This window comes from Mitsuaria sp. CC2 (assembly GCF_048957715.1).
Lineage (GTDB): Bacteria > Pseudomonadota > Gammaproteobacteria > Burkholderiales > Burkholderiaceae_C > Roseateles.
The window spans coordinates 293465-313676 of the sequence record NZ_JARVXN010000015.1 but is presented as its reverse complement, the minus strand read 5'-3'; the positions used below and the strand labels follow the sequence as shown (position 1 = coordinate 313676).

Here is a 20212-nt window from a genome sequence, read left to right as displayed (position 1 = left end):
GCGAGTCAAGCTCCAGCGCGCGTCGATAGGCATCGACGGCGAGGGCCGGACGTCCAGAATCTTCCAACGCCGCACCGCGGTTGAAGTGCACCAGCGGCGTGTCGCCACAATGGGAGATCGCATCGTCATACAACGCCACCGCTTCCAGGCAGCGCTTGGCCTCGCACAGCATGGCGCCCAGGTTCACGTAGGCGACGCCGTGGCACGGATCCAGGGCAATCGCTCGCCGGTAGGCGCGTTCCGCCGCGGTGGTGTCAGTGGCCTCCAGCCGCACGGCTTGCTGGAACCAGTACCGCGCATCGCGCGCAGCGGGAGGGGTCGAAGCCGGTGCCTGCTCGTCGCGGATCTCGCTGCCATCTAGCGGCAACAACAATTGGCCGGATACCGCATCGCGTTTGCCGGCTTCATCAGCGGCTTCTACGCTTTTTCCATTTGCCCGCACGCGAACGCTGGCCAAGTGCGCAGGCCCCGGCAGGCCCGCTCTTACGTTCTTCAGAGCCTGGATGATCTTGCGATGCGGCACACGAGCATCTCGAAGGCCTTTCGCCGCTCGGAGCACCACGAGGTCTTGCAGGGTGAATCTTCCACCGTCTTGAGGAACGACGATGCCTGCATCAGCCAGGCTTTGGACGAACGCCTTCGTAAGCCCGACCAGCTTCTCTACCTGGCGCGAGCTGTAAAAGGCCTCCTCCGGTGCCATGGTCACTTGCGAGCCCGACTTCTGGGAGCTGGCGCAGCGGCGGGTTCAGGCTCGACGACCGCGCGCTTGGCAGGCTTGCGAGTCGGCGTGGCTGCGCTTGCCGGCTTGAGCTTGGTCACGCTGGCCGAGGGCTTCGCTGCCTTCACGGCAGGCTTCTTAGCGAGACTCGACCTCAACGCTTCCATCAGATCGATCACTTGGCCACCGGCGACGACCTCGTCCTCGGAGTGGCTAGACGCTACGATCTGCTTGCCGGCGACCTTCTCGTCGATCGCAGCGAGCACGCGCGCTTTCTCCTCGTCTTGGAACTCCTCCGGGTTGAAGTCGTCCTCGGCGATCGTGTCCACGAGCTTGAGCGCGAGCTGCAGCTCAGAGTTGGATACAGGGGCCTTCTCAATGTTGAGGTCCGCGAGCGACCGCACTTCCTCGGCGTAGCGCAGCTGCTGCAGGATGAGCCCGTCCTCATTTGCCCGCACCTGGACGATGTACTGCTTGGCCTTGAATGCCCATTTCGCCAGCGCGCAGCGGTCGGAGCGCCGCATCGCTTCGGCCAGCAGCGCATATGGCTTCGCACCCCGCTTGTCCGGTGCGAGCAGGTAGCTCTTGTCGTAGAACAACGGGTCGATGGACGTCAGCGGGACGAAGCTCACAATCTCGATGACGTGACTGCTGCCCTCCTCGAGGGCCTTCAACTCATCGGCGGTGAACAACACGAAGTGGTCCTTCTCCACCTCGTAGCCCTTCATCATGTCTTTGCGATCGACGACCTTCTTGGTGCGTTCGTTGACGTACTGCTGCTTGAGCCGCGACCCGTCCTTGTCGAGCAGGTTGAAGCGGATTTCCGAGCCTGACTCGGTAGCAGAGAACAGCCGGACCGGGACGTTGACCAGACCGAAGCTCAACGTCAGCGATGCGATCGAACGGGCAGAAGTGACCATGACGGCTCCAAGCTTTGGGCGAAGTTACTTCGTGGCGCCATAAATCGCATTGGCCTGACAGCTCGTCCCTCTGTAGGACACCGCCGCATTGGCGGGGATGTAAGGGAACCGGCTTCGAGATGTCGGCGCCGCGCGGACACGCGTGGTGACTTCGCGGACGCACGCCTGCGGCGCCAGCCTCTTCCTCAAAAAGTTGGCGATTCTCAGAATCGCACTTGTCAGCGCTGAGTCCTAGCTCTCGCTGGCCCCTCTGTTCTCCTCTCATGAGCAGGGAGACCGTTGGCAGACCACCATCGGTCGACTCTTGAGACCCGGCAACGCAAGCTGCCGGGTCTTTCTTCTTCGGGCTACGTCTGCAGACCTGCGCAGCGGATAACGCGCAGGCCATGCATCGTAGCTGCCGTCGACGTGCTGGGAAGTGATCTGAAGATCGCGGCTTGTCGTAAGACTTGGTGCTCACCAACTTGCGGCGCTAAAGGTTTGAAGATTGCCTAGCTTTTCTCATCGGATGGCGGGACATGGGTCTTGCTTGCGCGCTTCGTGGCTACTCTCAAATCCTTGGGCGGGACATGTGGTCGAGGAGGATGGATGCACGCCACCGCTTTGCGAATCGCAGATCTCTCGGGAAGGATCGTCTACATCGAAGACGATCCGATCAATGGGTTGCTCATGCAGCACTGGACTGCGCAGTATCCGAACCTGAGGCTAGAAGTCGCCATGACTGGCGCGACGGGGCTCGCGACCTGCCAGCTGGAGCCCCCGGATGCTGTATTACTGGACATGCACCTGCCGGACCTGGACGGCTTGGAGGTATTGAGAAGATTCCGCGCCGTCCCGCTATTCGCAGATATTCCAGTCGTCGTACTGTCGGCGAGCAACAAGCGGGAGGACGTTGAAGCATCGTTGCGTGCTGGCGCCACTGCCTACTGGCTCAAGCCGTTCGACTTCAAGCAGCTCGAGCGCGGGCTGATCGACCTCATCGCAAGAACGAAAAGGTTGCCGTGAGGTGAGCCGCTCCCGCGGCTCTGCGCTTCGAAATAACATTTTGCTCGAACACCGCCACTACCAGTGAGGAACGCGGCGGCGCTCGTAGCTCAACTCACCTCGATCACTTCTTTTTGTCGGCGGCCTTGGTGCTAGCCTCCAAGGCTTGCGCCTCTTGAAGGTGATGCTGCAAGGTCGGCAGCGTCTTGGCGGCCCAGGCTTTGACGTCCGCATCCTTGGCGTCCTTGGCTGCCTTCTCGAACAGCTTGACCGCGTCCTTGTGCGCCGACACCTGGTTCTCCGCGTAGGCATGGTCGAAACCGGTGCCATCACGCTTTTCCAAGATCTTGGCCTTGCCCTTGGCGACCATGGTGGCCTCTGCCGGCAACTTCACGCCCTTGGAGCCGGCTAGAGCCTCGAGCTCGGAGTGTGCCTTTTTGTGGTCGTCGACCATCTTCTGCGCGAACGATTTGACGTCCGCGGCGTTGCCCTTTTGCATGGCGAGGTTACCCGCGTCGATTTCAGCGTGACCCGCCTCAGCGGCATCCTTCAAGAAGCTGCTGTCGGCATGTGTGGCGCGCGGCGCGGACGCTGCGGTTGGCGCCGTGGTCTGTGCTGACGCGAGGCCGCCAGCCAGAAGCCCGCCAATTGCGACGGACACTGCAGTGATGGCAGACATGGCGGGGCGGAAAGAGTAACGGTTCAAGGCCACGAGACACTCCTAAGTTTAGTGATGCCAAGACTGAGCAAACGGGAGACCTGCGCGGGTTGATGCGGATGCCACGGCCAAGTCCTTTGGGCATCCCGACACTGCGCGAAATGCCCCGTGAGCAGTAGCCCCTCAAGTACGAAGACGACTGCCGCGATTCATTTTCGATCCGGCATCTGTAATATCGAAGGAGGGAACTCCATGCCGATGGAATCCTTCCCTCCGTTCGAGAGCGCTCTCGCGCCGTCGCTCAGGATGTCCCCGGGCGCTTGGTCTGCTCCGCACTGGTCGTCGCGCGGCTCCCTTTCAGATGCAATTCGACATCGGACGCCGACGCGCCTACGGCGGCCACTGCCTGTCGGATCTGTTCGTCCGTCGTGCTCAGCTTCTCGGCCCAACTCTTCAGCTGGGCAGGGTTGTGGATGTCGATCTTTTCGCCAGCAGGGTCATGGGGTGGCGCTGCAAAACTTGCTTCTTCAGACATGGTGGCTCCGTCGGTTAAGTCCTGAGGATCGGCGCATCCCATTCCCGAGTCCTGTGCTCGTCCGGCAGGAGCGGCGCGTCAGGATTCCGTTCCAAGTCGGATCCACGTCGGTGCGTGGTCGCTCGGCTTTTCACGCACGCGGTACTCGGCATCGACGCCATCAAGTTGAAGTCTGTTGAGCAGATTCGGGCTGAGCAGCAAGAAGTCCATACGAAATCCGGCGTTGCGCCTGAAAGCCTCGTTGCTCACCCAGAAGGTGTACAGGTGACGTTCCCTGGGACGGAGATGGCGCGCGGCGTCCGTCCATCCTTGCGCCAACAACTCCTGGTAGAGCGCGCGCGTCTCGGGTTGAAGGACGGCGTCGAGTCGCCATGTGCCTGCGTTGTAGATGTCGTTGTTGGTGGGCACCACGTTGAAGTCGCCGCACAGCACTGACGGAATTTCTTCGTTCACCAGCGTTCGGACGTAGTCATTGAATCTTCGAAACCATCGCAGCTTGTAGCGGAAGTTGTCGCTGCCAGTGGGATTGCCATTCGGCAAATATACGGAGCTGACACGCAGTCCGTTGATGTGCGCCTCAAGATAGCGAGCTTGTCCGTCGTTGTCATCGCCAGGTAGACCTCGGCGGAGCTCAGTGGGACGGCCCACCCTGGACAGGATCGCAACTCCGTGAAAGCGCGGTTGCCCGTGCCAGATGACCGCGTAGCCCGCAGCCTCGATTGCCTCCTTCGGAAAGCTTGCATCGCCCGTCTTCACTTCCTGCAAGCATGCGATGTCAGGCTTGGTGTGGTGAAGCCACTCCAGCAGGCGGGGCATCCGGCTCTTGATGCCGTTGACGTTGAAGGTTGCAACCTTGATCGACATACGCCCCTCCGCCTCGTTGACTTGGGATGTCGCTTCCTCGGTGACGGGCCAACAGTGGGCAGTGACGCCAGGTCATCAAATGCCTGCCGTGCGCCGACCGCATTCACCAACGGCTCGTAGTGCCTGAGGCAACGTCGACTCCCGCACGCACGGCTATTTGGTTTGGCAGACGTCTATCTCGCAACCCATCTCGGCACGCTAGCTGCCAGTGAATGGTTCCCGGAGGACATCATGCGTGACCTGTCGCTCGTACTGAAGGCGCTCATCTCCATCGCCGCGGGAGCCATCGGCGCCGGCCTATCTGCCCTGAACGGATTCAGTCCTGCGGCGATAGCGGCCATCGCTGGACTCTTCGTCTTGTTGTTCTGGACTTGGCTTCGACGTTAGGCGAAATCTCGAAGCCGAAAATCATGCCTCTGGTGGGATGCAGTTCAGAGCTTCTTACTGAGGAAGTCCGACTCCGAGAGCGTGAAACGCCACGGGAGGTGCTGCGCTTTTGAGATGCCGATGCGCGCGCCGAAGTTGACAACTGACGCAACGTCTGGAGGCACGAGGACGAACGGCGGCTCGTCAATCCGCCGATGGTCCAACGCGCCAGTGATGCCCAACGCCTGTGCCAGCTTTCCAGGACCCGAGCAAAGGTTGCGCAGACTCTCTACACGGCGTCTGGCTCGCATGACCTCGATACCGTGCGTTGGTTCAATGGCCCGGAGGAGCACGGCCGCGCCATGCCCAGCTTCTCGGCACACGATATTGAAGCACCAGTGCAGCCCATACGACCGGTACACGTACGTGGTGCCCGGCGGCCCGAACATGGCTCCGTTGCGCGGTGTCATCCCGCGAAAGCTATGTGACGCCTCGTCATCAACGTCGTACGCTTCAGTTTCGACGATGCGCCCGCCAACACCGTCGACCAAAAGTGTGCACCCGATCAAGGCCTGCGCCACAGCGACCGGTGGCGCCGAAAAGTTGACGACGTCGGCACAGCGGAGGCGGGGTCGTGTCGAACTCATAGCAACCTGTGAAGTGGCATGCTGCGGAGCTTAAGACGAGATGGACATGGCGGTTGCGATGGCAGATGGCAGAGCGATTGCTCATGCCGTTCCGATACGCCTCAATCTCGTCAGGCTCGGTTATTGCCAGTTGGCATTCGGCCTGATCGCTCAAGGCATGTCTGAGCATCTCGCTTCATCTCGCTTCATCTCGTGTTCCCTTCCAGCCATCGCCAGGAGTCAAGATGCCTTCTACCACCACTGCCCGAAACACCCCCGTCCGCAAATCCTCGACGAAGGCTTCGCCGCGCACGCCGGACGCCGTGTCGTTGCTTCGTGCCGACCACAAGAAGGTCAGCGAACTCTTCGACCTGTTCGAGAAGTCGCGATCGACCGCCAAGAAGCGCCAGCTGGTTGCGCAGATCTGCCAGGAACTCACCGTCCACGCCCAGGTGGAGGAGGAGATCTTCTATCCCGAGGTCCAAGCCGCACTGCGCGACAAGGAACTCGTTCCGGAGGCCAAGGTCGAGCATCAGAGCATCAAGGACTTGATCGCCGCCGTCGAAGGCGTCGAGCCCTATGGCGAGGACTATGACGCCAAGGTCAAGGTCATGAGCGAATGGGTGAAGCATCACGTGAAGGAAGAGCAGAACGAGATGTTCCCCAAGGCGAAGAAGTCGAAACTTGATCTGGTGGAACTGGGGCAACGCCTCCAGAGCCGCAAGGACGAGTTGCTGGCCCAATACCCGACGTCGCACTGAGACACGTCGCCGTACCGGTGGGGAGTCGCGCCATGGCGCCGGCGGCAAGACGCGAGATCGACCACCAGGTCGCCAGCGGCACCGGGATGCCCCGCTCCCGCAAGGTGCTCCTGTTGGTCGATTTCATCAACCCGTTGGCCTTCGACGGGGCGGCAGACATCGCCGAGGCCGCGGTGGAAGCCGCGAGGGCCACGGCGCGTCTGAAGAAGCAGTTTCACGACGACGGCGCCTGCGTCATCTACGTCAACGACAACTTCGGGCAATGGCGTTCGGACGTCAGCACCTTGTTGAAGGAGTGCAAGAGGGTGGGCGGCGCTGCGGCGGAACTTGCCCGCCTGCTTGCGCCATCCGGGGTGGACCTGATGATCCTCAAGCCCCGACATTCCGGCTTCTACGCCACGCCGCTGGATCTCCTCCTGGAGCAGCTTGGCGCGAAGGACCTGATCATCACCGGCCTGGCGACGGACTACTGCGTGAAGTGCACGGCGATGGACGCCTACGTGCGAGGCTATCGCATCGCGGTGCCCAGCGACTGCACCGCAGCAGAGTCGGCAGCGCGCAAAGAGGGCGCGCTTGCCTGGATGAAAGACGTGCTCAAGGCGCGCGTGAGGCCTTCGCGGGCTTGATCTACTTGCGCTTGAGGATGCTGATGCTGCCGTCGCTTTCAAGCACGCCCATGTGCATCTCTTCCAGATCGCAGTCCGCTTCGCGGAGTGCCTTCTCGACATCCGCGGTGCCGATTCGGTGACGCCGAAGCTCGCGGTCGAACCAAGTCCCGTCGCGACCGATGAGTACCGGGGAGCCTTCAAGCCACCCTTCCAAGCGCTTGCTTCGTGATCCCAAGAAACCGATGCAGGCGTTCATCGCGATCAGGGTGGCAGCCAGGATCCAGGCGCCCGCGACGGAGTCGTCCCCTCCGCTCAGTCCGTTGCTGACAGCTTCGCTGAGGAGCATCACCACTAGCAGATCGAACGGGGTGAACTGCCCGACGGTCCGCTTGCCCGACAGCCTGACCATCACCAGCAGGGCCAGGTAGATGAGCGCGGCGCGAGCCAACAGTTCCCACCATGCAACGTGCAGTTCAAACATCGTCGGCTCCAGTGTTCCATCCCCGGTGCTGGCCGGGAGTCAGCGGTTACTTGGGAGGCTTGATCTCCTGGCGATAGGTACCGATCAGCTCGCCCTTTCCGAGGACATGCCCCTTCGCGGCGGCCAGCACGTCGTCGCGACTTGCTCCCAAGGGAAGCTGGAGCAGCGTGTCAAGCGCAAGGAGCTGGAAGTGGTAGTGATGCGGAGGATCCCCAACAGGAGGCCGAGGGCCGTAGTAGCCCACGGAGCCACGGCTGGTGGCCCCTTGCATCAAACCCGGGGGCTCGGTGAGCCGTTCCTGCTCCTGCAGACCCTCGGGCAACGCGGTCACGTCGGCCGGGATGTTCCAGGCGACCCAATGGACGAACGGCGTGATCGGCTTGGCGTCGGGGTCTTCGACGATCAGCACGTAGCTCCTCGCGCCCGGCACGGCTTTCCAGGTCAGCGCCGGCGACACGCCGTCCGCGTACTCACTGTGCTTCGAAGGAATGGCTGCGTCCGGAGCGAATGAGGACGACGTGAGTTCGATGGAGGATGAACCCCTCGACGCCGTTTCGGCGCGATCCCTTGCGAGAGGAACGCCGATTCCGCGCTGCGCCTGACGCTTCATCTCGTCCGCAGGAGTTTTCATCGCCGGCGCAGGCGCGGCGCTTCCCTCGTAAGCCACGCGGTAGATGACGCCGTTTGCATCATCGGCCATCAGCATCGCTCCGTCCTTGGCCCATGCCAGTCCGACCGGACGCGCAATGTGGGTGCGGCCCCGGTCGGTCAGGAACCCCGTGACGAAGGGCTCGAAACGCTGGGGCTTGCCATCCGCGAATCGGACACGGACGATCTCATAGCCCGAAGCTTCCTTGCGGTTCCACGAGCCGCGCATGGTTACGAATGCGTCGCCCGCGAATTCGGCAGGGAAGCGGCCGCCGCCATTGGCGAAGATCATCTGCATCGGCGCCGCATGAGCCTTGTAGCCCAGCACCATCGGCACGCTGTCCGCCTTCCACTGGGCCTTGGTGACTTCGCCTGCGGGGGTGCTCTGCGGGTTGATGCCGCCGTCGCCCCAGACATGGGGCCAACCGTAGCGCTTGCCCTGCTCGATGCGGTTGAGTTCTTCGGGCTGCACCTCGTCGCCCAGGAAGTCGATGCCGTGATCCATGCCCCATAGCTCGCCGGTAGCGGGATGCCAGTCGAAACCGATCGTGTTGCGCAGGCCGCTGGCCACGATCACGCGGCTCTGGCCATCCGGCGAGGCCCGCAGGATCGTCGCATTCTCGGGGTTGCTCTCATTGCACGCGTTGCAGGTCGAGCCAGCGGTGATGTAGAGCATTCCGTCCGGCCCGAACGCGATGGTCCGGTTCGGATGCTGCCCTGAGTCCGGCAGGTCTCCGACGATCAACTTGAGATCGCCGACTCGGCCGTCCGCTAGCAGGGGGGCCATGAAAATCTCCTTGACCGTCGCCACGTACAGCCTCCCTTCATGGATGGCCAAGCCATGCGCGCCGGCGCGATCGAGCACCTTGACCGCCGGACCGTCTGCCACGCCATCGCCGTCTCTATCCTCCAGCATGACGACGTCGCCGGTGTCGCGCCGGCTGACGTAGATACGTCCGTCCGGTGCGACCGCGATGATCCGCGCGTTCTTGAGGTTGCGTGCAAAGACGGAAACCTTGAAGCCGCGTGGCGCCTTGAGGCCCGCTACACGAGCCTCCGTGGCTTCCACCTTGTCGGGTTTGAAGACATGGGTTCGGATGGGCACGTCGGTTCCATCTCCCTGCTGTGCCCTGGCACTCAGGGACATGACGGCGCCGACCAGAAGCAGGAGTGCGCGTGAATTCGAAGTCATATTGGCATCCATCTGAAGTAGGTGGCAGAGGTGGGGCGAAGGGAGGCAACAAAACGGCAGGCTGCGTTCCTGCGAAGGCAAGACGCTGGAGATGCACGGCGCCCTAGCGCATGCATCGTCATGCCGACTTTCGGTAAGCCCACTCCCCGAGCTGCCGCAATTGTTCGCAGGCGATGGGCTTGCGCACGTGAAGGTCGAAGCCTGCGGCCGAAGTCAGCACGCGATCTGCATCGCTTCCACGCCCGGTGAGCGCGACGAGTTTTGGGTTCTCAGGCTGCGCTAACGCGCGAATGCATGCCGCGATCTCGAAGCCGCTCACCTCTGGCATGTCCAGGTCTAGCAGCACCTGGACGGGATGCAGGAGTTCAGCGAGCAGCACCGCCTCGGCGCCGTTGTAGACCGCGCATGCCTCGTACCCGTACGTATCGAGCAAGGCGACCACCGAATCGGCCGCGTCGATGTTGTCGTCTACAACGAGAATCTTGCAAGATTCCCTAGGCGGCTCGGAGTCCATTCCTTGGCACGGCAAGCGGCACTCCGCATGCTGACTGATCCAGCGACGGGCGGCTCCGGCCTCACGCGGAAAGACGCACTGGGATCGACTTTGCCGCCGGCACCATGCTTCCCTTGGCGTGGTGCTGCAGCGGGATGAGCGCATTCAGTTCCGGGAAGTAGCCCCCGATGGCGCCCTTGGGAATCGAGTAGCGCTTCAGCGTCAGGCCGGGAACCCTTCGCACATGACCGTCGTCCACTGCTGTCGTAGCCGTCACCACGTCGCCCTCGACGAACCCCAGTCGTTCGATGTCGTCCGGGTGCATCAGCAGCACGGTCCTGCTGCCCGTCACGCGGCGGAAGCGATCGTCCAGGCTGTAGATCGTGGTGTTGAACTGATCGTCGCTGCGCATGGTCATCAGGCGCAGGACGTTGGGATCGTCGCCGTCGACACTGCTACGGGCATCGGCGTCGGCGATGGGCGACGCCGGAACGATGAACGTCGCCTTCTTTGCCTCGGTTTTCCACACCCGCTCACGAGCGGGGATTGGCCGGGGGAATCCACCGGCCCGCTCGAAGCGCGCGTTGAAGTCGTGGAAGATGTCAGGGAGCACTCGTGCGATCTCGTCCCGGATCAGCGCGTAGTCGTCTGTCCACTCATCCCACTTCAGGAATTCGTTCGGCGAAAGCGTGGCCTTGGCCAGACCCGCGACGATGGCGATCTCGGACTTCAGCGTCGCCGCTGCCGGTTCGACCACGCCGATGGACGCATGCATGTGGCCGGTCGAATCCTCCACCGACACCTTCTGCGGGCCGCTCGCCTGATCGTCGATCTCGCTGCGGCCCAGGCACGGTAGCAAGAACGCCACGTCTCCGTGGATCAGGTGGCTGCGGTTGAGCTTGGTCGCCACCTGTACGGTCAGCCGAAGCCCGCGCCAGGCGGCCTCGATGCGAGGGCTGTCGGGGACTGCGCGCAGGAAATTGCCGCCAAGACCGATGAAGGCACGCACCGATCCGTCAAGCACGCCCTCGCAGGTCTCGACGGTGTTCCGTCCCTTCTTCATCGGCGGCTCGAAGCGATAGACCTCACGCAGCTTGGCCATCGGCGCGAGTTCGGGTTTTTCGGTCATGCCGACAGTGCGCTGACCCTGCACGTTCGAGTGCCCGCGGACCGGGCAGATGCCTGCGCCGGGCTTGCCGATGTTGCCGCGCAGGAGCAGCAGGTTGGACACCATCTGCACATTGAGCACGCCCTCGCGGTGCTGCGTCAGTCCCATGCCGTAGACGGCGATGACGGCCTTGGCACTGGCGTACGTGCGGGCCGCCTGTTCCAGATCCGCACGGGCCAGACCCGACTCGCGCTCGATGTCCTCCCACGTCATCGCCCGCATGCGGTTGGCAAAGTCCTCGAAGTTGTGCGTGTGCTCGGCGATGAACGCGGCGTCGAGCACGCGTGGATGACCCCCGGCAACGGCCTCGTCGTCCGACTCGATCAGCACTTTGCACAGCCCGGAGATCGCCGCCAGGTCTCCGCCCGGGCGCAGCTGCAGGTACTGCGTGCTGATCTGCGTGTGACCCGGCAGCAGCATGTCGCGCGCAGACTGCGGGTTGTCGAAGGCGACCAGGCCGCTTTCGCGCAGCGGATTGAAGGTGACGATGGGCACGTCGCGGCGGCGGGCGTCCTGCAGGTCGTGCAGCATCCGCGGGCTGTTCACGCCGACGTTCTGTCCGAAGAAGAAGATCGCCTCCGTCTGCGCGAAGTCTTCGAGGTAGACCGTGCCCACAGGCGAACCGATGGTCTTCGGCAGGCCGACGGAGGTGCTCTCATGGCACATGTTCGAGCTGTCGGGCAGGTTGTTGTGGCCGTAGACCCGCGCGAACAGCTGGTACAGGTAGGACGCTTCCAGCGAAGCTCGGCCGGAGGCATAGAACACCGCCGACTCCGGAGACAGCCGCCTCAGTTCCGAGCCGATTTCCGCAAACGCTTCGTCCCATCCGACCTCTACATAGCGGTCCGACGCGGCGTCGTAGCGCAGGGGCGCGGTGAGCCGCCCCCCGGCTTCCAGCTCGTGATCGGAACAGCCTTCGAGCTCAGTCAGGGTGTGCTGGGCGAAGAAGGCCGGCGGCCGGCGTTTGTTCGTCATCTCCCACGCCGTGGCCTTGGCGCCGTTCTCGCAGAATTCGGCGGCGTGCGGGGACCTCGGCTTGGCCCACGCACAACTGACGCACATGAAGCCGTCGGCCTTGTTCTGCTTCAGCAACGCCGCGGCACCGGTAACCGGAACTCCCTCCTGCGCCAGGATTTTCGTGACGGCCTTCAGAGAGCCCCAACCGCCGCTGCTGGGTGGTGGTTCGTCGATGTCGGTGGGGTGTGCCGAGGTGCGGTGTTCGTTCTGCATGCTGACGGCTTGGCAGGGCACATGCCCAGAACGCCAGCGGCACATTGGAAGGCGGGAGGCGGTCTTGCCAACAGGGTGCGACGTCCATTTGGAGAGCACGTATGCAAACCCAAGCCGACCCCGTGGTCAGCCAGGCAGGACCGGCATCCACCGGCGCACGCATCCCGATCTGGCTTGAGCTGAACGGCCGCCCGTTCGACATTGAGATCGATCCCTGGGTCACGCTGCTGGACCTGCTGCGCGAGCATGCGGACCTGACCGGCGTCAAGAAGGGCTGCGACCACGGCCAATGCGGCGCCTGCACCGTGCTGCTCGAAGGCAAGCGCGTGAACAGCTGCCTGATGCTGGCGGTGGTCGCGGACGGCGCAAAGATCACCACGATCGAGGGCCTGGCGGCGGCGGACGGCACGCTCGACCCCTTGCAGCAGGCTTTCATCGACCATGACGCCTTCCAATGCGGCTACTGCACGCCGGGCCAGATCTGCTCCGCACGTGCGCTGATCAGCGAAGGCCGCGCGAAGTGCCGGGACGACGTGCGGCAGCTGATGAGCGGCAATCTGTGCCGCTGCGGCGCCTACTCCAACATCACCGACGCCATCGTCGATGTGATGCAGCTGCGGCCGCAGCCGCAGTCACAGCCACGGAAGGCCGCGCCATGATCCGCTTCGACTACGCCCGCGCCGCGGACGTGGCCGCAGCCGTGCGCGCCGGGGCTGCCGAGCGCACCCGTTTCCTCGCCGGCGGCACGAACCTGGTCGACCTGATGAAAGAGAACGTGGAGCGGCCGCTGCACGTCGTCGACATCAATCGGCTCGCGCTCAAGGACATCGAGGACCGTGACGACGGCGGTCTGCGGTTGGGCGCTCTCGCCACGAACGCCGATACGGCGTACGACGCGCGCGTGCAGTCGCGCTACCCGTTGCTCGCCTCGGCCATCCTGGCCGGTGCCAGCCCGCAGCTGCGCAACGTCGCCACCAACGGCGGCAACCTCAACCAGCGCACGCGCTGCTACTACTTCTACGACACGGCGACGCCCTGCAACAAGCGCGAGCCTGGGAGCGGCTGCAGCGCCATCGGCGGCGTCACACGCATCCATGCGATCCTGGGCGCGAGCAATCACTGCATCGCCACGCATCCTTCCGACTTGTGCGTTGCGCTCGCGGCTCTTGAGGCCGAAGTTCAGGTTACCGGCCCGGCCGGGGAACGAACCATCCCGCTGAGCGACTACCACCGCCTGCCAGGCGACGCACCGGAGCGCGACAACACGCTGGCACCCGGGGAGCTCGTCACCGCGATCGACCTGCCTGCCGAAGGGTTCGCGGATCACTACACCTATCTGAAGCTGCGCGACCGGCTGTCGTATGCGTTCGCGCTCGTATCGGTGGCCGTGGGTCTGACACTGGAAGACGACGGGACCATCGGAGACGCGCGGGTGGCGCTGGGAGGGGTGGCGCACAAGCCGTGGCGAAGCACCGAGGCAGAGACGCTACTCCAGGGCGCAGTTCCTTCTGAAGGAATCTTCCGCGCCGCCGCCGAGACCTTGCTGAAAGGCGCAGTGGGCCAGGGTGGCAACGACTTCAAGATCGAACTCGCCCGGCGAGCCATCATGAGGGCGTTGAAGCAGGCGGCCGACGGTACGCCGCAATCGCAGACCGACAAGCGTGTTCGCTGAGGAGCCGCCATGACCACCGACAGCCTCCTTCCGAACCAGACCAACAAGGGCCACATCGGCGATCCGCTCAGCCGCGTCGACGGACACGTTAAGGTCACTGGCGCCGCGCGTTACGCCGCCGAGTACACGACGCCGGACCTGCTTTACGGCTGGGTGGTCTCCAGTCCCATCGCCAAGGGGCGCGTGACCGCGATCGACGATGCCGCCGCCCGCGCCATTCCCGGCGTGGTCGACGTCATCACGCATGAGAACCGTCCGCACCTGGCGTGGCTGGACCATAGCTACGCCGACATGGTGTCCGTGCCCGGCTCGCCTTTTCGCGCGCTGTACGACGACAAGATCATGTTCAGCGCGCAGCCACTCGCCCTGGTGGTGGCTGAGTCGCTGGAAGCGGCGCGGGACGCTGCGGCGCTAGTCCGCGTCGACTGCGAGGCAGAGCCGCACAACACCGATCTGCGCGTGGCGATGAAGGACAAGTTCGAGCCCAAGAAGAAGCGCAGCACTTTCGAGGCCCCCAAGTCGCGCGGCGATGCGCTGGTGGCCTACGAGCAGGCCGCCCTCAAGCATCGGGCCGAGTACCACCTGGGCACCCATCATCACAACCCGATGGAGATGCATGCCACCACCGTGTTCTGGCACGGCGACGGCAAGATCACGGTGCACGACAAGACCCAGGGCGCTCAGAACGTGCAGGGCTACCTCGCATCGGTCTTCGGCTTCTCGAAGAAAGACGTGCGCGTGCTCAACCGGTACGTGGGTGGCGCGTTCGGCTCGGGGTTGCGGCCGCAGTACCAGGTGTTTCTCGCCACGCTGGCGGCCAAAAAGCTTGAACGCTCAGTGCGCGTGGTGCTGACCCGCCAGCAGATGTTCAGCCATGTACATCGTCCGGAAGCGGTGCAGACCGTGGCGCTCGCGACGGATCATGACGGCCGCTTGCAGGCCATCATCAACGACGCGACCACGCCGACCTCGCGCTTCGAGCACTACATGGAGGTCGTCTGCAACTGGGGGCTGATGGCCTACGCCTGTGACAACGCCAGCGGCGAGTACACGCTGGCCGAGGTCGATACCTACACGCCCGGCGACATGCGCGCGCCCGGCGCCGCCACTGGAATGACCTTGTTTGAGATCGCGATGGACGAGATGGCCTTCGAGGCTGGCCTCGATCCGCTGGAATTCCGACGGCTGAACTACGCCGAGAAGAACGCGATGAACGATACCCCGTACACCTCGAAAGCGTTGCGGGAGGCGTACAACCGCGGCTCTGAGGCGATCGGCTGGAAGGATCGACCCCTCGCGCCGCGCGCCACGAAGGAGGGTCACGAGTTGGTCGGCTGGGGCATGGCGACCGGCATGTGGGATGCGCTGTTCATGAAGACGGCGGCCACCGTAACGCTGCTGGCCGACGGCACGCTGCTGGTGGCGAACGCCGGCGCGGACATCGGCACCGGCACCTACACGGTAATGACCCAGGTGGCCGCGGAGACGCTGGGTGTGCCGGTGTCGAAGATCCAGGCCAGGCTGGGCGACAGCGAGCTGTCAGCGGCACCAGTCGAAGGCGGATCCTGGGGCGCCGCGTCCACCGGGGCCGCGGTGCAGTTGGCTTGCGAATCGATGGCCAAGCAGCTGCTGAAGGCCGCGGCGAAGATAGATGGCAGCGTGCTCCACGGCGCCGGATTCGACGACGTCGAGTTCCGCGACGGCGTCATTCGGCTCAAGGCTGACCCATCAAAGCAGGTCAGTCTGACCGACGCGCTTGCGGCCACCGGTAAGGACCGCCTCGAAGTCGAAGAGACCGCCAAGCCAGGCCCGATGGACCTGATCAGCACGATGCGCAAATCGCGCAACACCCACAGCGCGGTGTTTGCGGAGGTCAAGGTCGACGAAGAGCTGGGCGTCGTGCGCATCACGCGGGTGGTATGCGCCGTGGCGGCGGGCCGCATCATCAACCCCAAAACTGCGCGCAGCCAGATCCTGGGTGGCGTGGTGATGGGCATCGGCATGGCCTTGCACGAGGAGACGCTGACCGACCATCGCTTCGGCCGGTTCATGAACCACAGCTTCGCCGAGTACCACGTGCCGGTGAATGCGGACATCGACTCGATCGAAGTGATCTTCGTCGACGAGCCGGATCCGGAGGTGACTCCGCTGGGCGTGAAGGGCCTGGGCGAGATCGGCATCGTCGGCACGGCCGCCGCAGTGGCGAACGCGATCTTCCATGCAACCGGCAAGCGGGTGCGCTCGCTTCCCGTGACGATCGACAAGCTGCTTTGAACACCGACCCAGGAGCATGACCTTGAGCCAACACCTGAAGCCTCCCGTCCCGTTCAGTCCCGACGTCGAAACCATTCCCGACGACGAGGCCGAGACCATCACCGAACTCAACGAGACGATGGGAAAAATTCGCCAGACCACGTTCGAGAACAGCGGCCACGCCATGCGCAGCGTCCACGCCAAGAGCCACGGCTACCTGGTGGGCGAGATGACGATCGAGCCCGGGCTGGCGGCGGAGTTTGCGCAGGGGCTGTTTGCGGGGACCGGAACTCACCCGGTGCTGATGCGTTTCTCGACCAACCCCGGCGACATCCTTGACGACAAGGTGTCGGTGCCGCGCGGCTTGGCAATCAAGGTGCTGGACGTGAACGGTCCACAGTTGTCCGGGCAGGGTACGACTCAGAACTTCGTGCTGGCCAACGGACCGGCGTTCACCGTCCCAACGCCGAAGAAGTTTCTGCAGAACCTGAAGCTCTTGGCCAAGACCACCGACAAGGGTGAAGGCGCGAAGATCGCGCTTTCAGCCACGCTGCAGGCGGTGGAAAAGGTGGTCGAGGCCTTCGGTGGCAAGAGCGGCACGCTCGTGTCGCTGGGCGGTCATGCTGAGACAAACGTGCTTGGCGAAAGCTACTTCAGCCAGGTGCCGCTGCGCTTCGGCGACTACATCGCCAAGCTCTCGGTGGTGCCGATCTCCAACGGGCTGACCGCGCTGACTGACGCAAAGGTCGACCTCAAGGACAAGCCGGACGGCCTCCGGCAGGCGTTGGTCGACTTCTTCGCTGCGAACGGCGGTCAGTGGGCGGTCAAGGTGCAGCTGTGTCGAGACCTGGAGTCCATGCCGATCGAGGACGCTTCGGCGGAGTGGACCGAAGACGACAGTCCGTATGTGACCGTGGCGACAATCTCCGTGCAAGCCCAGGCGGCGTGGACCGAAGCGCGCGCAACCGCCGTCGACGACGGCATGCTTTTCAGTCCCTGGCGCGGGCTCGTGGCTCACCAACCGCTTGGCGGCGTGATGCGCTCGCGCAAGAGCGTGTACGAGAAATCGGCGGAGTTCCGTGCGGCTCGAAATGGTCGTCCTGTGGAGGAGCCCACCTCTTTGATGGGCCTGCCGATTTGAGCGAAATGGAATGGCGCTGGACGATCGCGCCATCCTGCCCAGTGACACGTGAGCAAGTTGGCCTCGTCCGCGAGGCCTAGGCGGTTGATGTCACGCCGTCGGCCCGGGTCTTGACGCCGCTTTGGCGGCGGGCATTCACCTTGCCTCTCCTTGACCAATTCATAGGAGATCAGCATGGAACGATTCAAGGACAAGACTGTCATCGTCACCGGCGCGTCGTCGGGCATCGGGCGCGGCGTCGCCGAGCGCTTCTCCCAGGAGGGCGCCAATGTCGTGATCTGCGCGCGGCATGAGGACAAGCTCCAGCAGGTAGCGAAGCACTTGCCGCAGGACCGCACGCTGGCGCAGGTGGCCGACGTCTCGAAGTACGCGGACGTCGAGTCGCTGGTCGCCGCAGCGGTGAAGCGCTTCGGCGGGCTCGATGTGATCGTCAACAACGCGGGGATCGGGACGGAAGGCGACGCCCTCACCGTCTCGCTGGACGACTGGAACGAGACCCTAGCCATCAATCTCAGCGGCGTCTTCCACGGCTGCCGCGCGGCGATGCCCGAGCTGCTCAAGCGCAAGGGCTGCATCGTCAACACCGCGTCGGTCTCCGGCCTCTCCGGCGACTGGGGGATGTGCGCCTACAACGCGGCCAAGGGCGGCGTCGTGAACCTCACACGCTCGCTCGCGCTGGACTTCGGCGGCAAGGGCGTGCGGGTCAATGCGGTCGCGCCGTCGCTCACCCGCACCGGCATGACCGAGGAGATGCTGGAGGACAAGGACCTCGTTGCGCGCTTCATGGAACGGATGCCGCTGGGCAGACCGGCCGAACCCGCCGACATCGCCGCAGTCGTGGCTTTCCTGGCCAGCGACGATGCGCGCTTCGTCAACGGCGTGAACCTTCCTGTCGACGGCGGCGTGATGGCCTCCAACGGCCAGCCGAAAATGTGATGGCTGCCGTGCCCGACGCGGTACCGCCTTCCGACGAGGCCCCCTCCGACGGGACGCCTGCCCACAAGGCGCCGTCGGACGAGGCGCCTGCGGATCAGGTATCCGTCAGCGCGCCTTGGTGGAGCAAGCTCGGCCCCGGCCTGATCACCGGCGCCGCCGACGACGATCCGAGCGGCATCGCGACCTACTCGCAGGCCGGCGCGCAGTACGGTTACGCGGTCGGCTGGACGATCCTGGTGACCTTCCCGCTGATGGTCGGCATCCAGCTCGCCAGCGCGCGCATCGGTCGCATCACCGGCAAGGGCCTGACCGAAAACTTCTCCAAGCTCTGTCCGCGCTGGCTGGTGGTCGCGCTCGTTTCGCTGCTGGTGGTAGCCAACGTTATCAACCTCGGCGCCGACCTCAGCGCGATGGGCGATGCGATGCACCTGGCCGTCGGCGGGCCGCCAGGCGCGTTCGTCGTGGCCATGGCGGTGCTCTCGCTGCTGCTGCAGATCTGGCTGCCCTACGCGCGCTACGTGATGCTGCTGAAGTGGCTGACGCTGACGTTGCTGGCCTACGTCGGCGTCGGCTTCGCAGCACAGGCGGATTGGGTGCTCGCGCTGAAGTCGCTGGTGATGCCGACGGTGCACTGGGACCGCGAATACACGACCACCGTCGTCGCCATCCTCGGCACGACGATCAGCCCCTACCTCTTCTTCTGGCAGGCCAGCCAGGAAGCCGAGGAGATCCGCCGCATCGATGCAGACCGCCCGCTCGCTGTCGCGCCGGAGCAGGCGACGGAGCAGTTCCGTCGCCTGCGCACGGACACGCTGGTCGGCATGGGCTTTTCCAACACGATCGCCTTCTTCATGATCGTCGCCACCGCCGCGGCGCTGCACGCCCACGGCGTGCGCGACATCGAGACCACTGCGCAGGCTGCGCAGGCGCTCAAACCGATCGCGGGGAACTTCGCGTTCGTGCTCTTCGCCGCCGGCATCGTGGGCACGGGCTTCCTCGCCTTGCCAGTGCTCGCGGGATCGGCGGCCTATGCCGTCGCCACGCTCGCCGGCGTGCGGCGCGGGCTCGACCGTCCGGCCCACTCCGCGAAGGTCTTCTACGCGATCCTCAGCGGCGCGATGCTGATCGGTCTCGCGATCAGCCTGTCGGGATTCAATCCGATCAAGGCGCTGGTCTGGTCGGCGGTCGTGAACGCCGTGATTTCCGTGCCCATCATGATCGCGGTGATGGTGGCCGCGTCGCACCGCAAGATCGTCGGCGACCTGCGCCTGCCGCCGCTGTGGAGTGTGATGGGCTGGCTGGCCACCGCGGCAATGGCCACGGCCACGATCGCGATGATCGTGCTGCAGACTTCCAGTACGTTCGGTGGCAGTCGCTAGGCTGGGTCGATGACCGGATCGACTCCGCTTCACGGCAGCTCAGCTTCTCTCCGGCCAACGCGAAAAATCGCTGGCTTCTTCGGCAACGCGTCGCTCGTCATGTGGAGAGAGTGTGTGTGAAGCGTCGTGCGTCAGCGGAAGTCCCTGCTGCTGATCTCCAACGCGCCCAGCATGCCGGTCAGGTCCTCCAGCCAGCCTGGAATCATGCTGCAGGCGTCACCCAGCCGCTTCCACATGCCGTGAGCGGCCATGAGACGCGCCCTGGTAGTTTCTTGCGCAGCTTCTTCTTCACACTGGGCCACACGATTACTGCACGTTGCCGGTCTCGTACTCGAGGCTCAGGAACACCACGCCTTTCGCGGTGCCGGGTTGCTGCCGCAGGATCACGATTCCGGAGTAGTGGGCGACGCGCTCGTTGGGCATCGCCGCTAGGTCCCTCGCCGTGCGGAGCTCTCGCTTGGCCAGCGTGGCTCCGCAATTCGGGGGGATGACTGCGCAGCGTTATTCCCAGCGCGCGGTAGTCCCAAGAGACCTCCGCACCTTCCGCAGTTTTGAGATCCAACACCGGCTCGTTCACGG

The 20212-nt window shown here is 64.2% G+C and carries 20 protein-coding genes; 10 read left to right on the top strand and 10 right to left on the bottom strand.

What is annotated here, in order from left to right:
• Together PV762_RS11815 and PV762_RS11810 are read right to left on the bottom strand one after the other, a co-directional pair.
• Window positions 1-700: tetratricopeptide repeat protein (locus PV762_RS11815; protein WP_421035224.1), on the bottom strand; the 700-nt coding region annotated here is incomplete at its 3' end.
• 2 nt (window positions 701-702) lie between these two features.
• A complete protein-coding gene (locus PV762_RS11810; RefSeq protein WP_421035223.1) occupies window positions 703-1638 on the bottom strand; it encodes a Ku protein in 936 nt (311 codons plus the stop codon).
• A 588-nt stretch (window positions 1639-2226) separates the two neighbouring features.
• On the opposite strand from PV762_RS11810, the gene PV762_RS11805 reads away from it, so the two are divergent.
• Window positions 2227-2643, top strand: a complete 417-nt coding sequence (locus tag PV762_RS11805) for a response regulator (protein WP_421035222.1) — start codon at window positions 2227-2229, stop codon at window positions 2641-2643.
• A 103-nt stretch (window positions 2644-2746) separates the two neighbouring features.
• Here the strand turns inward: PV762_RS11805 and PV762_RS11800 are convergent, their stop codons facing one another.
• The 3 genes from PV762_RS11800 to xth all read right to left on the bottom strand — a co-directional run bounded on the left by PV762_RS11800 (window position 2747) and on the right by xth (window position 4679).
• Window positions 2747-3334: a DUF4142 domain-containing protein gene (locus PV762_RS11800; protein ID WP_421035221.1), complete on the bottom strand. Its 588-nt coding sequence runs from the start codon at window positions 3332-3334 to the stop codon at window positions 2747-2749.
• A gap of 247 nt (window positions 3335-3581) precedes the next feature.
• Entirely contained in the window at window positions 3582-3815 is a 234-nt protein-coding gene (locus PV762_RS11795; protein WP_421035220.1) for a DUF3606 domain-containing protein, read from the bottom strand.
• 78 nt (window positions 3816-3893) lie between these two features.
• Window positions 3894-4679: an exodeoxyribonuclease III gene (gene xth, locus PV762_RS11790; protein WP_421035219.1), complete on the bottom strand. Its 786-nt coding sequence runs from the start codon at window positions 4677-4679 to the stop codon at window positions 3894-3896.
• A gap of 162 nt (window positions 4680-4841) precedes the next feature.
• On the opposite strand from xth, the gene PV762_RS11785 reads away from it, so the two are divergent.
• Window positions 4842-5066, top strand: a complete 225-nt coding sequence (locus tag PV762_RS11785) for a hypothetical protein (protein ID WP_421035218.1) — start codon at window positions 4842-4844, stop codon at window positions 5064-5066.
• Between the two features lie 44 nt (window positions 5067-5110).
• Here the strand turns inward: PV762_RS11785 and PV762_RS11780 are convergent, their stop codons facing one another.
• Complete coding sequence (locus tag PV762_RS11780; protein WP_421035217.1) at window positions 5111-5692, bottom strand: DNA-3-methyladenine glycosylase; 582 nt, start codon at window positions 5690-5692, stop codon at window positions 5111-5113.
• A gap of 224 nt (window positions 5693-5916) precedes the next feature.
• Here PV762_RS11780 and PV762_RS11775 point away from each other — a divergent pair, with 224 nt between their 5' ends.
• Together PV762_RS11775 and PV762_RS11770 are read left to right on the top strand one after the other, a co-directional pair.
• Complete coding sequence (locus tag PV762_RS11775; RefSeq protein ID WP_421035216.1) at window positions 5917-6432, top strand: hemerythrin domain-containing protein; 516 nt, start codon at window positions 5917-5919, stop codon at window positions 6430-6432.
• A gap of 32 nt (window positions 6433-6464) precedes the next feature.
• The gene (locus tag PV762_RS11770) at window positions 6465-7058 is read left to right on the top strand and encodes a cysteine hydrolase family protein (RefSeq protein ID WP_421035215.1); all 594 of its coding nucleotides are present in this window, start codon (window positions 6465-6467) and stop codon (window positions 7056-7058) included.
• A gap of 1 nt (window position 7059) precedes the next feature.
• Here the strand turns inward: PV762_RS11770 and PV762_RS11765 are convergent, their stop codons facing one another.
• From PV762_RS11765 to PV762_RS11750, 4 genes are all read right to left on the bottom strand, one after another.
• Entirely contained in the window at window positions 7060-7521 is a 462-nt protein-coding gene (locus PV762_RS11765; protein WP_421035214.1) for a DUF421 domain-containing protein, read from the bottom strand.
• Window positions 7522-7567: 46 nt separating this feature from the next.
• A complete protein-coding gene (locus PV762_RS11760; RefSeq protein ID WP_421035213.1) occupies window positions 7568-9361 on the bottom strand; it encodes a YbhB/YbcL family Raf kinase inhibitor-like protein in 1794 nt (597 codons plus the stop codon).
• Window positions 9362-9479: 118 nt separating this feature from the next.
• The gene (locus PV762_RS11755; protein ID WP_421035212.1) at window positions 9480-9875 is read right to left on the bottom strand and encodes a response regulator; all 396 of its coding nucleotides are present in this window, start codon (window positions 9873-9875) and stop codon (window positions 9480-9482) included.
• A gap of 61 nt (window positions 9876-9936) precedes the next feature.
• On the bottom strand, window positions 9937-12252 hold the full coding sequence (locus PV762_RS11750) for an FdhF/YdeP family oxidoreductase (protein WP_421035211.1): 2316 nt from the start codon (window positions 12250-12252) through the stop codon (window positions 9937-9939).
• 101 nt (window positions 12253-12353) lie between these two features.
• On the opposite strand from PV762_RS11750, the gene PV762_RS11745 reads away from it, so the two are divergent.
• The 6 genes from PV762_RS11745 (at window position 12354) to PV762_RS11720 (ending at window position 19633) form a co-directional block, all read left to right on the top strand.
• Window positions 12354-12911: a (2Fe-2S)-binding protein gene (locus PV762_RS11745; RefSeq protein ID WP_421035210.1), complete on the top strand. Its 558-nt coding sequence runs from the start codon at window positions 12354-12356 to the stop codon at window positions 12909-12911.
• Window positions 12908-13924 (top strand): FAD binding domain-containing protein, encoded by a 1017-nt coding sequence (locus tag PV762_RS11740; RefSeq protein WP_421035209.1) that lies wholly within the window; start codon window positions 12908-12910, stop codon window positions 13922-13924. The genes PV762_RS11745 and PV762_RS11740 overlap by 4 nt, the downstream gene beginning before the upstream one ends.
• Before the next feature lie 9 nt (window positions 13925-13933).
• A complete protein-coding gene (locus tag PV762_RS11735) occupies window positions 13934-16198 on the top strand; it encodes a xanthine dehydrogenase family protein molybdopterin-binding subunit (protein ID WP_421035208.1) in 2265 nt (754 codons plus the stop codon).
• A 16-nt stretch (window positions 16199-16214) separates the two neighbouring features.
• Window positions 16215-17318, top strand: a complete 1104-nt coding sequence (locus tag PV762_RS11730) for a catalase family protein (protein ID WP_421035207.1) — start codon at window positions 16215-16217, stop codon at window positions 17316-17318.
• A gap of 174 nt (window positions 17319-17492) precedes the next feature.
• Window positions 17493-18254 carry an SDR family NAD(P)-dependent oxidoreductase gene (locus tag PV762_RS11725; RefSeq protein ID WP_421035206.1) on the top strand — a complete coding sequence of 254 codons (762 nt, stop codon included), beginning with the start codon at window positions 17493-17495 and terminating at the stop codon, window positions 18252-18254.
• On the top strand, window positions 18254-19633 hold the full coding sequence (locus tag PV762_RS11720; RefSeq protein ID WP_421035205.1) for an NRAMP family divalent metal transporter: 1380 nt from the start codon (window positions 18254-18256) through the stop codon (window positions 19631-19633). The genes PV762_RS11725 and PV762_RS11720 overlap by 1 nt, the downstream gene beginning before the upstream one ends.
• The last annotated feature ends 579 nt before the right edge of the window (window positions 19634-20212 follow it).

Coding starts and splice junctions, on each gene's coding strand:
- PV762_RS11795 (WP_421035220.1), bottom strand. CDS start 3,815: ATGTCTGAAGAAGCAAGTTTTGCAGCGCCACCCCATGACCCTGCTGGC.
- PV762_RS11725 (WP_421035206.1), top strand. CDS start 17,493: ATGGAACGATTCAAGGACAAGACTGTCATCGTCACCGGCGCGTCGTCG.
- PV762_RS11750 (WP_421035211.1), bottom strand. CDS start 12,252: ATGCAGAACGAACACCGCACCTCGGCACACCCCACCGACATCGACGAA.
- PV762_RS11770 (WP_421035215.1), top strand. CDS start 6,465: ATGGCGCCGGCGGCAAGACGCGAGATCGACCACCAGGTCGCCAGCGGC.
- PV762_RS11720 (WP_421035205.1), top strand. CDS start 18,254: ATGGCTGCCGTGCCCGACGCGGTACCGCCTTCCGACGAGGCCCCCTCC.
- PV762_RS11760 (WP_421035213.1), bottom strand. CDS start 9,361: ATGACTTCGAATTCACGCGCACTCCTGCTTCTGGTCGGCGCCGTCATG.
- xth (WP_421035219.1), bottom strand. CDS start 4,679: ATGTCGATCAAGGTTGCAACCTTCAACGTCAACGGCATCAAGAGCCGG.
- PV762_RS11740 (WP_421035209.1), top strand. CDS start 12,908: ATGATCCGCTTCGACTACGCCCGCGCCGCGGACGTGGCCGCAGCCGTG.
- PV762_RS11745 (WP_421035210.1), top strand. CDS start 12,354: ATGCAAACCCAAGCCGACCCCGTGGTCAGCCAGGCAGGACCGGCATCC.
- PV762_RS11780 (WP_421035217.1), bottom strand. CDS start 5,692: ATGAGTTCGACACGACCCCGCCTCCGCTGTGCCGACGTCGTCAACTTT.
- PV762_RS11755 (WP_421035212.1), bottom strand. CDS start 9,875: ATGGACTCCGAGCCGCCTAGGGAATCTTGCAAGATTCTCGTTGTAGAC.
- PV762_RS11775 (WP_421035216.1), top strand. CDS start 5,917: ATGCCTTCTACCACCACTGCCCGAAACACCCCCGTCCGCAAATCCTCG.
- PV762_RS11735 (WP_421035208.1), top strand. CDS start 13,934: ATGACCACCGACAGCCTCCTTCCGAACCAGACCAACAAGGGCCACATC.
- PV762_RS11805 (WP_421035222.1), top strand. CDS start 2,227: ATGCACGCCACCGCTTTGCGAATCGCAGATCTCTCGGGAAGGATCGTC.
- PV762_RS11765 (WP_421035214.1), bottom strand. CDS start 7,521: ATGTTTGAACTGCACGTTGCATGGTGGGAACTGTTGGCTCGCGCCGCG.
- PV762_RS11810 (WP_421035223.1), bottom strand. CDS start 1,638: ATGGTCACTTCTGCCCGTTCGATCGCATCGCTGACGTTGAGCTTCGGT.
- PV762_RS11730 (WP_421035207.1), top strand. CDS start 16,215: ATGACCTTGAGCCAACACCTGAAGCCTCCCGTCCCGTTCAGTCCCGAC.